General features: G+C 54.7%; 12 protein-coding genes. 1 reads left to right on the top strand and 11 read right to left on the bottom strand.

The features are described 5' to 3' along the window. Positions 1-14 precede the first annotated feature (14 nt). From RGB73_RS07965 to citZ, 7 genes are all read right to left on the bottom strand, one after another. Entirely contained in the window at positions 15-1,103 is a 1,089-nt protein-coding gene (locus RGB73_RS07965; RefSeq protein WP_310770720.1) for a PRK06851 family protein, read from the bottom strand. A gap of 159 nt (positions 1,104-1,262) precedes the next feature. Then, on the bottom strand, positions 1,263-1,919 hold the full coding sequence (phoU, locus tag RGB73_RS07960; protein ID WP_310770718.1) for a phosphate signaling complex protein PhoU: 657 nt from the start codon (positions 1,917-1,919) through the stop codon (positions 1,263-1,265). A 94-nt stretch (positions 1,920-2,013) separates the two neighbouring features. Beyond that, positions 2,014-3,777, bottom strand: coding sequence for a two-component system histidine kinase PnpS (pnpS, locus tag RGB73_RS07955; RefSeq protein ID WP_310770716.1), 1,764 nt, complete (start codon positions 3,775-3,777; stop codon positions 2,014-2,016). A 15-nt stretch (positions 3,778-3,792) separates the two neighbouring features. Further along, entirely contained in the window at positions 3,793-4,488 is a 696-nt protein-coding gene (locus RGB73_RS07950) for a response regulator (RefSeq protein WP_310770714.1), read from the bottom strand. Between the two features lie 242 nt (positions 4,489-4,730). Next, positions 4,731-5,669: a malate dehydrogenase gene (gene mdh / locus RGB73_RS07945; protein WP_310770712.1), complete on the bottom strand. Its 939-nt coding sequence runs from the start codon at positions 5,667-5,669 to the stop codon at positions 4,731-4,733. 48 nt (positions 5,670-5,717) lie between these two features. Then, positions 5,718-7,001, bottom strand: a complete 1,284-nt coding sequence (icd, locus tag RGB73_RS07940; RefSeq protein ID WP_310770709.1) for an NADP-dependent isocitrate dehydrogenase — start codon at positions 6,999-7,001, stop codon at positions 5,718-5,720. Positions 7,002-7,181: 180 nt separating this feature from the next. Then, entirely contained in the window at positions 7,182-8,294 is a 1,113-nt protein-coding gene (citZ, locus tag RGB73_RS07935; protein WP_310770707.1) for a citrate synthase, read from the bottom strand. Between the two features lie 387 nt (positions 8,295-8,681). On the opposite strand from citZ, the gene ytvI reads away from it, so the two are divergent. After that, positions 8,682-9,812 (top strand): sporulation integral membrane protein YtvI, encoded by a 1,131-nt coding sequence (ytvI, locus tag RGB73_RS07930; protein ID WP_310770705.1) that lies wholly within the window; start codon positions 8,682-8,684, stop codon positions 9,810-9,812. A gap of 107 nt (positions 9,813-9,919) precedes the next feature. On the opposite strand, the gene RGB73_RS07925 is transcribed toward ytvI, so the two are convergent. The 4 genes from RGB73_RS07925 to pyk form a co-directional block, all read right to left on the bottom strand. Then, positions 9,920-10,318 (bottom strand): FxsA family protein, encoded by a 399-nt coding sequence (locus tag RGB73_RS07925; RefSeq protein WP_310770704.1) that lies wholly within the window; start codon positions 10,316-10,318, stop codon positions 9,920-9,922. A gap of 2 nt (positions 10,319-10,320) precedes the next feature. After that, complete coding sequence (locus RGB73_RS07920; RefSeq protein ID WP_310770702.1) at positions 10,321-10,752, bottom strand: acyl-CoA thioesterase; 432 nt, start codon at positions 10,750-10,752, stop codon at positions 10,321-10,323. Between the two features lie 95 nt (positions 10,753-10,847). Next, the gene (nrdJ, locus tag RGB73_RS07915) at positions 10,848-13,109 is read right to left on the bottom strand and encodes a ribonucleoside-triphosphate reductase, adenosylcobalamin-dependent (protein ID WP_310770700.1); all 2,262 of its coding nucleotides are present in this window, start codon (positions 13,107-13,109) and stop codon (positions 10,848-10,850) included. Between the two features lie 488 nt (positions 13,110-13,597). Continuing rightward, positions 13,598-15,352 (bottom strand): pyruvate kinase, encoded by a 1,755-nt coding sequence (gene pyk / locus RGB73_RS07910; RefSeq protein WP_310770698.1) that lies wholly within the window; start codon positions 15,350-15,352, stop codon positions 13,598-13,600. Positions 15,353-15,354 lie beyond the last annotated feature (2 nt).

The following is a 15,354-nucleotide window of genomic DNA, read 5'->3' as shown; positions in this document are numbered from 1 at the left end:
CGATCATTTGGAAATCAGCCCATGCGTGCCAAGCGTCCCATAATGGCCTGAGCGACGGCTTTCAGCCGCTGCTGGTCAGTCGCTTCCACGTATACAGCGTTCAACTGATCTCGCAGCTCCTTCGCCGCAGCGAGGCAGGCCGTCCCTTCCTTCATCTTTCTAGCGTATCTCGCTTTGATGTCAGCGAGCTGCTCCTCGTACTTTTCGTCGGTTCCGGCAGCGATGGCGCGCTCGTACATGTCGACGACCTCATCGGACGATTTGCTCGGGAAGTATTCGTGCGGCGCCGTACTGTCAAACAGAGCCACGCTTTTTTCCGGCAGGATCACCATGTCCAGACTGTGGGGGTCGAGTCCGCAATGGTACACTTCCACGTCAAAGCCGAGCTTTTCCGCTTCCGCCGCCAGTTTTTTGAGCATGGTCGATTTCCCGGATCCGGGTCTCCCCTTGATAAAGTACCGCTTCTCCAGATGGTCGGTCAGCTTCATGATGTAATCGACCGGTCCGGCCGGGGTGGCCGCTCCCAGATACATATGCCGTACATTCGCCTTCTTCGGCAATGGGTCTCCCGCGAAGAGCAATCCGATGAGCTCCTCTGTCACGCTGTCAGCGGCGCTGCGATCCAGATTTTCGATGTAGGGCGCTTCCCATTCGTCGTGGATGCGCAGCGCCTCTCCAAACGCGTCGTAGGCCTCCTTGCTTTTCACGTCGATCGCTTCGAACCAGTCCGCGATTTGCCGCGTATACGGAGCGAGGCCATCGACATTCAAGGACGTCTGCAAGTTCACGTGGATCTCTGTCGCACCCGGCGCAAACGGCCGCCAGATTCTCGGATAGCTCCCGTCTATGACTGCCACTTTCCATTCCGGAAAGACGACTCCATCAAATTGCCTATTGTCATAAGGGGAATGGATCCATTCCACCTGATCGGTTTTCCTGCCCATCTCCGTTCCGATCGACTCAATGAGCGGGGATGTGATGCCTTCGACGACACCCGTCAAAAAATACACCCGCTCCATTCCTTGCAAAATCGAGTCAAAAAACGTCTTGTAGCCGCGCGCGGTGTTTCCGGCGGCAAAAATATGTCTTTCCATTCTGGTCATAGCGATTCCCTCCCGTGCTTCCTGCTGCTTCCGTGATTCCCTGCATTGTATGCAGCAGACTGCAAATGGGCATCTGTCCGGCCCAAGATCGGTTTGGCCTCCACAGAAAAAAGCCGTTGCCCGCATACGCGGCCAACGGCTTTAACCTTCCAGTCGTTCTTATTTGTTCAAATCCGTCAGCTTCCCTGTCGACATGTAAATGATCCACTCGCAAATATTCGTCACATGATCGGCGATCCGCTCCAAATATTGTGCCACCAGCAGCAGGTGCGTGCATTGGTTGATGGACTGGCTGTTTTTCGTCATCACGGCGATCAGATCGCGGAAGATCGTCGAAAACAGTTTGTCGACAATGTCATCGCGCGCAGCGATTTCCTCTGCCGATTCCTTGCTTTGCGCAATGTACGCATTCAGGCAATCCCGCACCATCGCCTTGACGTGGTCGGCCATCAGCGGAATATCGATCAATGGCTTGACGTATGGTTCTGTCATCAGCCTGCGTGTGGTCTTCGAGATCGACACCGCATGATCCCCCATCCGCTCCAGGTCAGTCACCAGCTTGAGCATGGTCCCCAGCCGGCGCAGGTCGCTCCCGACAGGCTGCTGCAATGCGATCAGGCGGAAGCATTCGCTCTGTATGTCATGCTCCAGCTCATTGATCACGTGGTCGTTGCCGATGACTTGCTCGGCCAGCTGTACGTCCCGCTCGACCAGACTCTTGATCGATTTGTGAATCGCCTCTTCCACCAGCGTACCCATAGTCAGCAGCTTGCGGTGCAGGACGTCCTGCTGCTCTTCAAAAGCGTGTCGCGACATTTTCTCGTCCCCCTTCATTGTCTGTATCACGACAACATGGTACAAGGGGATTGTATAGCAGGGGTAAAGGCAATATGATCTTTGTGTAAATGTTTTAAAGCATAGGGAGAGTCACGGTGAACGTCGTGCCTTTCCCTTCCTTGCTTTCCACGCTGATCTGCCCGTGCAGGTTTTCCACGAGGTGCTTGACGATCGCGAGGCCCAGGCCCGTCCCGCCGGAGTCCCGGCTGCGCGCCTTGTCTACCCGATAAAACCGCTCAAAGATGCGCGGGATGTCTTTTTCGGGAATGCCGATCCCTGTGTCGATGACCTGAAGCTTGAGGTTTCTCCCCTCCCGCTTGGCGTTAATCGTTATCTCGCCGCCCTCCGGCGTGTAGGCGACCGCATTGGAGAGCAGATTGAGCATGATCTGCTGCAAGCAGTCCTTGTCGGTCATCAGCCAAATGTCAGGCTCTCCGGTTGGCAAGGCCATGCTGAGCTCCTTGCGCTGCGCCTGGTCATGGATGACTGCGGCTGCCGACGCGATCAGCTCTTGCACGTTCACTTGGCTCATATGCAGGGGAATGCGTTTCTGCTCGATCTTGGACAAGTCGAGGATGTCACGAATCATCCGGTAGAGCCGTTCGCTCTCGTCGGATATGATCTGCAGGAAATTGCGGCACGTCTCTTCATCCTGCATGGCGCCCTCCAGCAGCGTCTCCGTAAAGCCCTTGATTGACGTGATCGGTGTGCGCAGCTCATGGGATACGTTGGCCACGAAGTCGCTTCGCATTTTTTCCAGACGGCGAATCTCCGTGATGTCGTGAAGGACGACGACCACCCCGCGCGCTTCTCCCTTGAAATTGATATATGGAGCGAAGTTCACGTCCAGAATGCGCTCCTCCGGATAGTAAATGTGCACTTCTTCGCGAAATTTTTCGCCTTTGTCCAGACAGCGGTCGATATACTGGCTCAGTCCGAAGCTCTTTCCCGCCTCGATATGCAGCTTGCCTACGATTTCGTGACCGGGCGTCCCCAGCAGCTTTTCCACCGCCGGATTGACCAGCATGATCCTCCGCTGCTCGGAAATGAAAATCACGCCGCTGGTCATGTTCGTCAATACGCCGGACAGGCGCTGCTGGTTCTCCGAAATCTCGTACATCTGCTGTTCCAGACTCGAGGCCATGAAGTTGATCGCCCCCGCCAGTTGGCCGATTTCATCCTTGGCCTTGATGCGCACGCGGCTTTCGTATTGGCGCTGCGTAATGTTGCGGGCGACGCGGGTAATTTCCTCGATCGGACGGATGATGGAAAAAGAAATGCGGGAGACGACGATGGAGCCGATCACCAGCGTCACCAGGAGCCCGGTCAGGAGACTGTACCACATGCCCCGGACCGTATCCGTGATGTCTTTCATGGACATGGCGGAGCGGACCGCGCCGACGATCTCGGTGCCGTGCACAATCGGAACCGCCACGTACATCATATCGTGGCCGAGCGTCTCGCTGAAGCGGCGGGAGATCCCGGTCTCCCCGCTGAGCGCTGCCAAAAATTCCGGACGGTCGTGATGGTTTTCCAGCTCCGCACGGTGGGATGTATTGTCATACAGCACCACCCCGTCCTTGTCTATGACGGTCAGTCTCACTTCATCGGTCGGAGCTACCTGCAGCACTCGCTTTTCCAGTGTCGCTTTGTCCGTAAACACATCCGGAAAATGGATGGCCTGCGCAATCAGACGGGATTCCCTGGACAGCAGCTCCTGCAGCGACTGGAGATAGGAGTTTTCCAGTACCTTGGCAAAGTACGTGCCCATCAGCAGCAGTACCAACGAAATCAGTCCGAGTATCGTCAAGGTGAGTTTGATTCGAAAGCGAGTCAAAGGCCGTGCCTCCCGTTATCCTTCCAATTTGTAGCCCAAGCCGCGTACCGTCTTGATGTAGCGCGGATTTTTGGTATCGTCTTCCAGTTTTTCTCGCAGATGGCTGACATGCACATCCACGATGCGGGAGTCGCCGATAAAATCGTAGTTCCATACCGCATTCAGCAATTGGTCGCGTGTAAGCACGCGCCCGTGGTGGCTGGCCAAATAGTGCAGGAGCTCGAACTCCTTCGGGGTCAGCTCCACTTTTGCCTCTCTGCGGAACACTTCATATTTTTCCGGATAAATCCGAATATCCCCGAATTGCAGGACGACGTCTTCCTGTGCCACCGACACTTCGCCGGAGGCCTGCATCCGGCGCAAAATCGCCTTGACCCGCGCCACCACTTCACGCGGACTGAACGGCTTCGTCAAATAGTCGTCAGCCCCCAGCTCCAGTCCCAAAATCTTGTCGAGCTCGTCGTCTTTTGCCGTCAGCATGAGAATCGGCGTGTTCACCCGATCCTGGCGAAGCGTCTTGCATACGTCCATCCCGTCCATTTTCGGCAGCATCAAATCAAGAATGATGAAATCAGGCTGCTCGCTTTTGACCATATCCAGCGCCTGTTTGCCGTCAAAGGCCGTAACTACCTGAAAGCCGGACTTTTCCAGATTGAACTGCAGCAGCTTTACGATGGAAGGCTCGTCATCCACTACCAATACTTTGATCATGTTTTCGTTTCCCCCTAGAGTTACCGTCCTGCTGGAATCAAAATCGTACCACGTTCTTTTTGTCTTTTTCTTTCTCTTCCTTCTCAGTCTGCCAAATCGGGCTTGAATCAGACAAGTAATTTTTTTGTAAAGGCTACTTAACAATCTTTTTACTTGTCTGTCTCCTCGCAGAGCGAGCCTGTTCTGACATGCAAAAAGACGCCTTCCAGATGAAAGGCGTCTTTTTTCTATCACCGTCTCGCTTATTTCAAAACAGCCATGACGCTGCGGACGGATTCAGCAGACTTGTCGAGCGCTGCTTTTTCTTCTGCCGTCAGCTCCAGCTCGAAAATTTTCTCGATCCCTTCGGCACCCAGAAGAGTGGGTACGCCCAGATACAGATCGTTGTAGCCATATTCCCCTTGCAAAAGGGCGATGGAAGGCAAGATGCGTTTCTTGTCTTTCAGGATTGCTTCCGCCATTTGCACCAGGGAAGCGGCCGGAGCGTAGTAAGCGGAACCGTTGCCCAGCAGGTTGACGATTTCGCCCCCTCCTTTGCGGGTACGCTCCACGATGGCATCCAGACGATCTTTCGGAATCAGCTTTTCGAGCGGGATACCGCCGGCGTAGGAGTAGCGCACCAAAGGGACCATATCGTCCCCGTGGCCGCCCAATACGAAGCCTGTCACGTCTTCTACGGATACGTTCAGCTCCATCGCCACGAAGGTACGGAAGCGAGCGGTATCCAATACGCCGGATTGGCCGATTACTCGTTCTTTCGGGAAGCCGGACGTAGTGAAGAAGGTGTAGGTCATCGCGTCTACCGGGTTGGACAGAACGATCACAATGGAGTTTGGAGCGTGTGTTTTCACCTGCTCCGCGACGGATTTCATGATGCCTGCGTTGGTGTTCACAAGGTCATCGCGGGACATTCCAGGCTTGCGGGCGATCCCTGCGGTAATAATGACCAGATCGGAATCTTTGATGTCCGCATAATCAGCAGTACCGGTGATCTTGGCATCGAAGCCGAGGACTGGCGAGGACTCCATCATATCCAGAGCCTTCCCCTTCGTTGGGTTTTCCAACTGCGGGATGTCAACCAGCACCACGTCACCCAGTTCCTTTTGAGCCAGGATAAATGCAGTTGTTGCTCCTGTGAAGCCACTACCAATGACTGCGATTTTTTTCCGTTGGAATCCCATGATAATCCCTCCAAATTTTGTGAAGTCTTATCCAATCAAAAGCCGATCTTACATGTTTTTGATCAGGGCGTCAGCGAACTCGGAGCATTTCAGCTCGGTTGCGCCTTCCATCAGACGAGCGAAATCGTAAGTAACGGTTTTCGCGGAGATGGTTTTTTCCATGGAATTGATGATCAGGTCTGCCGCTTCGTTCCAGCCCAGGTGACGGAGCATCATTTCGCCGGACAGGATGACGGAAGATGGGTTCACTTTGTCCAGACCAGCGTATTTTGGAGCCGTACCGTGAGTCGCTTCGAAGATCGCGTGGCCAGTCAGGTAGTTGATGTTTGCTCCTGGAGCGATACCGATACCGCCTACTTGTGCAGCCAGCGCGTCAGATACGTAGTCACCGTTCAGGTTGAGGGTAGCGACTACATCGTACTCAGCCGGACGAGTCAGGATTTGCTGCAGGAACGCGTCGGCAATCACGTCTTTTACGATGATCTTGCCAGCTGCTTCCGCTTCTTTTTGCGCTTTGTCAGCGTCTCCGCCTTCAGCTTTGATGCGATCGTATTGTGCCCACGTGAACACTTTGTCGCCGAATTCCGCTTCAGCCACTGCATAACCCCAGTTTTTGAACGCGCCTTCGGTGAACTTCATGATGTTGCCTTTGTGTACGAGGGTAACGGATTTGCGATTGTTGTCCAGTGCGTAGTTGATCGCAGCGCGAACCAGACGCTCGGTACCTTCTTTGGAAACAGGCTTGATACCGATACCGGAAGTTTCCGGGAAGCGGATTTTCTTTACGCCCATTTCGTTTTGCAGGAAGTCGATTACTTTTTTCACTTCCGGAGTGCCTTCCGCCCACTCTACGCCAGCGTAGATGTCTTCGGTGTTCTCGCGGAAGATGACCATGTCAGTCAGTTCTGGATGTTTTACCGGGGATGGCACGCCATCGAAGTATTGAACAGGGCGTACGCAAGCATACAGATCCAGCTCTTGGCGCAGAGCCACGTTGATGGAGCGGATCCCGCCGCCAACCGGAGTGGTCAGAGGACCTTTGATTGCGATCAGGTATTCGCGAACAGCAGTGAGCGTATCTTCAGGCAGCCACTCATTGTATTGGTTGAACGCTTTTTCACCAGCGAACACTTCGAACCAAGCGATTTTCTTTTCACCTTTGTAAGCTTTTTCCACTGCCGCGTCCAGAACGCGCACAGATGCTTTCCAGATGTCAGGACCAGTACCGTCACCCTCGATGAATGGAATGATCGGATTGTTTGGTACTACCAGTTTGCCGTTATCCACTTGGATTTTTTGTCCGGCAGTTGGCTGTGTCAGGTTTTTAAACACGAGAACCCCTCCAGTGCAGATATGAGTAGTAATAGGAATATTTCCAGACGTAGGGAGAACTACCACGAGTGGTGGTAGTTCTCAAGCTCGAAGCAGGTCGACACCTGCTGCAAAGGCAGGTCAATCGTCCTGTTCCTCCACGCTCGGAAAAGCAAACAAATTTGGGTCACGCTACCGTTATTAGCGTTGGTCGATCGGCACGTAGTGCTTGCCTACCGGACCTGTGTAATCCGCGCGCGGGCGAATCAAGCGGTTGTTTTCATACTGTTCCATGATGTGTGCAGTCCAGCCGGACATGCGGCTGATCGCAAAGATCGGTGTGAACAGGTCGATTTCCAGGCCGAGGGAAATGTATACGGATGCGGAGTAGAAGTCGACGTTTGGTTTCAGGCCTTTTTCGCCTGTCACCATGTCATCGATTTTTACAGACATCTCGTACAGTTCTGGACGGCCGATTTGCGCAGTCAGCGCTTTGGACATCTGTTTCAGCCATTTTGCGCGAGGGTCGCCGTCTTTGTAGACGCGGTGACCAAAGCCCATGATTTTTTCCTTGTTGTCCAGCTTGTTGCGAACGTAGCCTTCCACTTTGTCCATGGTGCCGATTTCGGTCAGCATTTTCGCCACGGCTTCGTTTGCGCCACCGTGCAGAGGGCCTTTCAGCGTGCCAATCGCAGATACGATACCGGAGTAGATATCGGTCAGAGTGGCAACGGTTACACGAGCCGCAAAAGTGGATGCGTTCAGCTCGTGGTCTGCATGCAGAATCAACGCGACGTCAAGCGCTTTGATTGCTGTTTCAGTCGGCTCTTCGCCTTTCAGCATGTACAGGAAGTTCTTCGCGATGGTGTAGTCTGCCTTCGGAGCGACTGGTTCCAGACCTTTGCGCAAGCGAGCGTAAGCCGCGATCAGGGTAGGCGTTTGCGCCATCAAGCGAATGGCTTTGCGGTAGTTGGCTTCAGGAGACATGTCTTGCGCTTCTTTATCGTAGAGCGCTAGCGAAGAGACAGCTGTGCGCAATGCAGCCATTGGATGGATCCCTTGTGGATATTTACGGATGCTATCGATGACTTCCGCAGGTACAGCGGCTGCTTCGCCCAATTGCTTTTTCAAGGTTTCCAGCTGATCACGCTTCGGTAACGCTCCATGCCAAAGGAGGTAAACAACCTCTTCAAAAGTCGCATGTTCTGCAAGTTCATCGATGTTGATCCCGCCGTAGCAGAGAACGCCATCTACGATCGAACAGATTGATGATTCGGCGGCAACAATGCCTTCCAGTCCACGGGTTGCTGTCATAGAACTCCCTCTCCTTTTCCACTAAATAATCGTGCTTCACAGTCGTCGCTTGTCCGGCAGACTGGCACAGCACGTTGAGTAAAGCTATATGAAATTTGTAGGCAGCGGTTTCTTTCATCCACCACTCTTGTCTGGAATGTCATCCACGCATTTCCTCGCAGCTTCGCAAGGGGAAAGAATCTTCCGCATGGCGAGAGAAAAGAATCCACTTAAGACGACCCAATTATAAAAGATTATTGCAGTTTTGTGAATAAGGTAACGGCAAAAAAGTTTCGAAGAGTGAAACCCGGTTTTGTTTTTTGCGCCAGCTTGCTCCACTCATCGCGGATGCGGCATAATAGAAGCATACGCATTTGCCCTAGGGTGAGGGTTAGAAAGGAGACCGACTTGAATCAGGAAAACTGGGTGGAGAGACTGTTTCAAATCATTCGTTTTTTGTGGGTTTGCCTGCTTGTGTATTTCGCTTGGTGGGTTTTCCGATTTGCAACACCCTTACTTTACCCATTTCTTATTGCTTTAGTCATTGCGCTGCTGATCAATCGGCCGGTCACGTTCATGACCAGAAAGTTCAAGTTTCCCCGTTGGCTGTCCGTGACCATCTCCCTGCTCCTGCTGATGCTCATCGCGATCGGCGTGGTCACGCTGGTCGTCACGGAAACCGTCGTGGAAATCGGCGATCTGGCCAAAACGCTTCCCGGATTCGCAACGGAGCTGTCCGGGTATTTGCAGCGGACGATCTCCCAGGACTTTCTCATGGGGATCTACAATCAGGTCCAATGGTTCTACACCCAGCTCGATCCGGAATTTCAGCTGAAGGTAAACACGACGCTCTCGAACGGGATTTCGTCGATCACCCATGCGGCACAGGATTTGGTCGTGCGGTTCCTGGACGGTCTGAAAAACCTCCTGCTTTCGCTGCCGAACATGGCGACCGTTTCCGTCATTTCGCTGATGGGCGCATTCTTTATCTCCAAGGACTTCTTTCTATGGGAAGCCCGCTTCCGCCGGATTTTGCCCACGGGCGTGAACAGCCGGCTCGATCAAGTATTCCGCGATTTGCGCGGAGCGCTCTTCGGCTTCCTCAAAGCGCAGCTGACGCTGATCTCGCTCACCGCCGCGATCGTCATCATCGGCCTGTTGGTCTTGCGCGTCGAGTACGCCATCACGATCGGCCTGATCACCGGCCTTGTGGATCTGCTGCCGTACCTGGGCACGGGTACAGTCTTCATCCCATGGATCGTGTACCTGTTTTTCAAAGGGAACTACTCGCTCGTCATCGGCCTGTCGATTCTCTACGCGGTCGTGCTCATCTTCCGCCAGATCATCGAGCCGAAAGTCGTAGCGGAAAACGTCGGGCTGGATCCGCTGCTCACCCTGGTCGCCCTGTTCGTCGGTCTGCAGCTGTTCGGATTCCTGGGCCTGATCATCGGACCGGTCTCCCTGGTCATGATCAACGCCTTGGTCAAAGCGGATGTCTTTTCGGACGTGTGGGGATATATCGTTGGCAGGCGTACATAGTGACGCGATGAGCGGCTGTGCCTGGCATATTGAGGGGGCAGCCCATTAAAAAAGAACCGCTGCAGCACTGGGAGTCAGTCCCCTGAGGCTGCACGGTTCTTTTTTGCCTATCTGCGAAACAAGAGCTGGATCCTGCCGGACGAGATCATCGACCACAGCCATTTCTTGAGCAAGTGGCGGACAATGAGCCTCGTGTAGGGGATCAGCAGCAGAAGCCCGAGCACGTCCGAAATGAACCCCGGCGCCAGTAGCATAATTCCCCCGGCCAGCACCAGCGCCCCGTCGATCAGCGTCTCCGTGGGCATCTGTCCCCGTGAGAGCTGGAACTGCAGCATCCGAATGACCTGCATCCCCTGCTGCTTCGCCAGCCAAGCCCCGACGATCCCTGTGAGAATGATCAGGGCGACCGTATTCCATCCTCCGATCACCTGCCCAACGGAAATGATTCCCCACAGCTCGATAGCGGGTACGACAATGAACAGAACGATGAGGATGCGCAGGAGCATGGTCATTCCCCTCCTTTGTGCTGCTTCTCCAGCCAGTCGTACACGGCAGGCTCCGTCCGGGACAATCGGATCGGCCGAAATGCCGTGTTCGTGAAAACATGGTGTGTTCTGCCCGTCACCAGGAGCTCGCCGTCCGAAACCCGCACGACTTCATAGGAGAAGGTCAGGCGTACAGGCGTAATTTCCGACACAAGCGTCCGAATTTCTACTTCGTCGTCGTATTTCGCCGGTTTCTTGTAAGAGAGACTGGCGTCCGTGAGCGGCAGCAGCACTCCCTTTTCCTCCAGCTGCCGATAGGTAAGATCCGCGTGCCGGATGAATTCCGTGCGTCCGACCTCAAACCAGTTCAAATAGTTGGTATGGTACACGACACCCATCTGATCCGTTTCGCTGTACCGAACGCGCAAACGATGGGAATGAACGACAGGAACCACGAACAATCGCCCCTTTCTCTTTACGAATATTGTACCAAAAGAAACAGGGCAGGACCAAAGCATACGTCCTCCCCTGTCTTTATCCGTATTGTCGATTAACGAATCGGGCACGCTCCGCCTTCGCAGGATTCCGCTGTGGACAGGTCGGCATCTCCGCCTGTTTCGTACTGCTGCAGAATTGCCGGGTCGAATGGCTTCATCGTCTGTTTCAACGCTTCGTACTCTTCCTTGGTGCACTCTTCATACGGTGCGAGCTGGTAGTTTCCTCCATCCAGCTGCAAGAAGGATACTCCTACGAAGTTGTCCCAGTTGCCGTATACGATTTCTTCCACTTCGCCCCACTCTTCCTTGCGCACGGTAATCGTGTTGGACGAGTTGTGCTCCGTATACTCTTTCTGGAAGCGGAAATACGTATCGAATTGGCGTTTCGCACTGACTTCGTTCTTCGTTTCCTTCGCGCCGGAAGCGACCGGGAAGTCGATGACCAGCGTGCGGGCGTTCGCCATGCGCTCCTCGTGAGTATCGCCAGGCGTGCCTACCTCCGGATGGACCGTCCAGCCGAGGGCTTGTACCGCTTTTGCCAGCGGATCCTCCGCGTTGATGCGGATGCGGCGGATGTAGTAAGGCGAGTGGGACCAGTGCAGACCGCTGGATACGCCGCCTGCCACCTGGGACAGTGTCCCCTCCGGCTTCACCGTCGTGACCAGCAGCGGAGAATTGACGCGCAGCTCGTAGGCGTAACGGTTGGCTTCATCGCGGGCAGCGTTGCCCAGCAGGCGCAGCAGCTCCAGCTCCTGCTCTTCCGTGTAGCCCAGCGATGCGAGAGCGTCTTTTACCCCTGTCAGCGATGTACCGAGCAGGCGGTCGCGCTGCTGTACCGTATCCCAGTGCGGCAGCTCCAGCGTCACCAGCGTCATGCGCAGTCCGGCACGCGCCGATTTGCGCTGCGCCTCGAGAAGGCCGTCCAGATCCAGATATTTGGAGCCGTCTGCGCTGTCCTTGACGAACTGGGCCAGGTTGACCGTCGTCAGGTTGCAGACGCCGTAAGAGTCGAGCAGGATTTCCGCGCAAGGGTTCAAGCCCTCTGCATTTGGACGTCGGCGGTTGGCTTCTTCCAGGTTGATGAAGCCAGGCTCCCCTTCCAGCTGCATCAAGGTGAATACCAGGTGCAAAAACTCACGGGTCGGCTGTTTGGTAAACGCGATCGAGTTGTTGGACATGCGGCGGTGATCCAGTCCGAAACGGCCGTCGCCCACTTTTTGAATGCTGTCAAACCAGACAGGCTTGTGCTCGCCCAAAAGCTCGCCTACTTGCTTGTGGTGCGCGAGCTGTTCCTCTGTCCAGAAGCCGTTGATGCCGTACTTGGCCATCATGCACTCGTAATCGTCGTGGTCGAACAGGAAGATCTCCGCCGTCCGGCGCACGCCGCCCACTACTACGTTTGCCCCGATCAGGTTGCCAATGTCCAGGATGTGGATCGGGCGCACCTTGCCATAGCCCTTCGCATCGCTCTCGATCGGCGCCAGATGCTTGTCGATCTGGTTTTTCAGCACTTTGTCGATTCCTTCAAACATCTCGCGAAGCGGCTCGTGACCGCTTGCCGTGCCCCCAAAGCGCTGCAGGCGCTCCCCTTTTGGGCGGACGCTGTTGTAGGAAATTTTTACGGTATGAATGTTTTCGTATGTGGAGTCCGTCAAGATTTGCAAGTACAGGCGAAGCGACTCCACCCATCCTTCCTTGCTGTCGCCGACGTAGATCTTGGCGAAGCCGTTTTCCAGTACGTTCAGCTCGGAGCGCTCCAGGCGCTGATGCTTCGGCAGCGGCTTGTATTCGGAAGACAACAGCGTGACGTTGGTGCGGATCGGCGTAAGTCCTGCCGCCATCTCCTTCGTGCACTTGAAGCCTACGCCAGTGCCCACAAGCAGCAGGTAGAACAGATCGCCCAGGTCATCCCAGGACTTGATGTTCAAAAACGAGCAGTTGAAGTTCGCCAGCGGGTACAGATCGGCAACGCCGTTTTCCGCGCCCCCTACCCACAGCGTCCGTCCGGAGAGGAACTGGCGGAGGTTGAACATGTTGTCAAACAGTCCCTCTGCCTCTTTCTCCATCGCACGCAAATCGGGGTGCAAGCCGATTTTGTTCAGGTGCTGATAGGCGAGCTTGATATTGTAATCCACCGAGCGACGGCAGGTTTCCTTCCAGGTTTCCCGTCTTCCTTTTTCCGGAAGAAAGCGAGAGTAAGTACGGTAGTACACGAATTGTCCCAATGGGCTCATATGTTCTGGAAACTCTGGATATTGTTGCAAGAAATCATCCGTCAGAAAACGGGTTCTGGTAATCGACTCAGTGGCCAGCATATCGGTTCCTCCTTCAAATGGTTCCTCTCTAGTTAACTATCTTTACGGGAAAAACTCAATAGTTTAACCTATATCTTGTGCGAAATAATTTTCGACAACACAATATATTGTGTTTCTAGCAAAAAAACTCTTGACAGTAATTCCCGAACATTTTTGCGGAGCTGCCGGATTCGGATTTCCGCGCACCCTATATGTATCGGCTTATTCACCAGCGGCTTCCATCATTCTTTACTCCCAATCAGGATCACAACCGGGGCCGAAGATCTTCCGTTTTTCCATTTCGCAGGCAAAAGCATTCGGAATCTACGGCAGGCAACCAAACGATTTTAACAGATTCCCCCCTGCATTGCATTAGCTAAAACCCACCGGTATCTAGCAATGACTGGAAGAATGGACGAGTGCAGCTGTTGAAGTCCACGCCAAAGAGGGTGACGTCTGGTCACCCTCTGAAGCCGTCCTATTCGCGAAAATGATTCTTTATGCCTAGATCAGAGAACGCGTGCGTGCCCCGAGTAAATATGCCCCCGCTCGGAGTCCACCGTGACGATTTGACCGTCTTTCAGCACTTCCGTAGCCAAAGGCACACCGACGATGACCGGAACCGCCAGATTGAGCCCCACGATGGCAGCATGCGAGGTCAGGCCGCCTTCCTCCGTGATCACGGCCCCCGCCTTTTTGAATGCTTCGATCATGTCCGAATCCGTGCCGATCGTCACCAGAATGGAGCCCTCATCGGTTTTCGACATGGCTTCCTCGGCAGAACGGGCGATGACGACTTTGCCCGTCACCACTTTGCGGCCGATCCCTTGTCCCTTGGCCACGACGTCGCCAATCACATGCACTTTCATGAGATTCGTCGTGCCTACCTCTCGTACAGGCACGCCGGCCGTGATCACCACGAGGTCGCCGTGGCGCACGTAGCCCGCGTTCAGCGCTTCCTGAACGGACATTTCCAGCATTTCGTCCGTCGTATGCGCCAGCTCTCCCAAAAGCGGATATACCCCGTTCACCAACGACAATCGGCGAATCACATGGGCATGCGGCGTGACAGCGACAATCGGCGCCTTCGGACGGAACTTGGAGACCATCCGGGCGGTATGTCCGCTCTCCGTAGCGGTAATGATCGCAGCTGCGTCCAGATCCAGCGCCGCATTGGACACCGCTTGGCTGATCGCATCCGTGATCGTCATTTGCTTGAGCTGCGCTTGCGTGTACAGGATTTCACGGTAATTGAGCTCTTGCTCGGCACGTACGGCGATTCTGTCCATCGTTTCCACGGATTCCACCGGATATTTGCCCGCTGCCGTCTCCCCCGACAGCATGATCGCGTCCGTCCCGTCAAAGATCGCGTTGGCGACGTCGCTCGCCTCGGCGCGGGTCGGACGCGGGTTGCGCTGCATAGAGTCGAGCATTTGGGTAGCCGTAATGACCGGCTTGGCCAACTCGTTGCACTTCTTGATGAGCTTTTTCTGCACGAGCGGCACTTCTTCCGCCGGGATTTCCACACCCAGGTCGCCGCGGGCAACCATGAGTCCGTCCGTGACCACGAGAATTTCGTCCACGTTGTCTACGCCTTCCTGGTTTTCAATCTTGGCGATAATATCGATGTGGGCGCCGTGTCGCTCCAAAATCGTACGGATCTCCAGAATGTCGGACGCCTTGCGCACGAAGGAAGCCGCGATGAAGTCCACTTTCTGCTCGATGCCAAACTCGATGTCCTGTGCGTCTTTTTCCGTGATGCCCGGCAGGTTGATCTTCACGCCTGGGACGTTGACGCCTTTTTTGCTCTTGAGCGTACCGCCGTTTTTGATCTTGCAGACGATGTCGTTGCCCTTCACTTCTTGTACGGTCAGGCCGATCAGGCCGTCGTCGATCAGGATGGTGTCGCCCGGATTGACGTCCTGGGGCAGCTCATCATAGGTGATGGAAACTCGCTCAGCCGTCCCCGCCACTTCTTCCGTGGTGAGGATGATCGTATTTCCTTCCACCAGCTCGACCGCATCCACCGCCAGTGTTCCCGTGCGGATTTCCGGTCCTTTTGTGTCCAGCAGGATCGCCACTGGCTTGCCGGTTTCTTCGGCTGCCTTGCGGATATTGACAATCCGAGCCGCGTGCTCTTCATGCGAGCCGTGCGAGAAATTGAGCCGAGCCACATTCATCCCGGCGTGAATCAGCTTTTTCAGAGTTTCGACGGATTCACTCGCCGGTCCGATCGTACATACGATTTTTGCTTTTCTCCACATCG

The organism is Brevibacillus brevis (genome assembly GCF_031583145.1).
GTDB classification, from domain to species: Bacteria; Bacillota; Bacilli; order Brevibacillales; family Brevibacillaceae; genus Brevibacillus; species Brevibacillus brevis_E.
The sequence above is the reverse complement of the archived record's forward strand: the minus strand, read 5'-3'. Positions and strand labels throughout refer to the sequence as shown.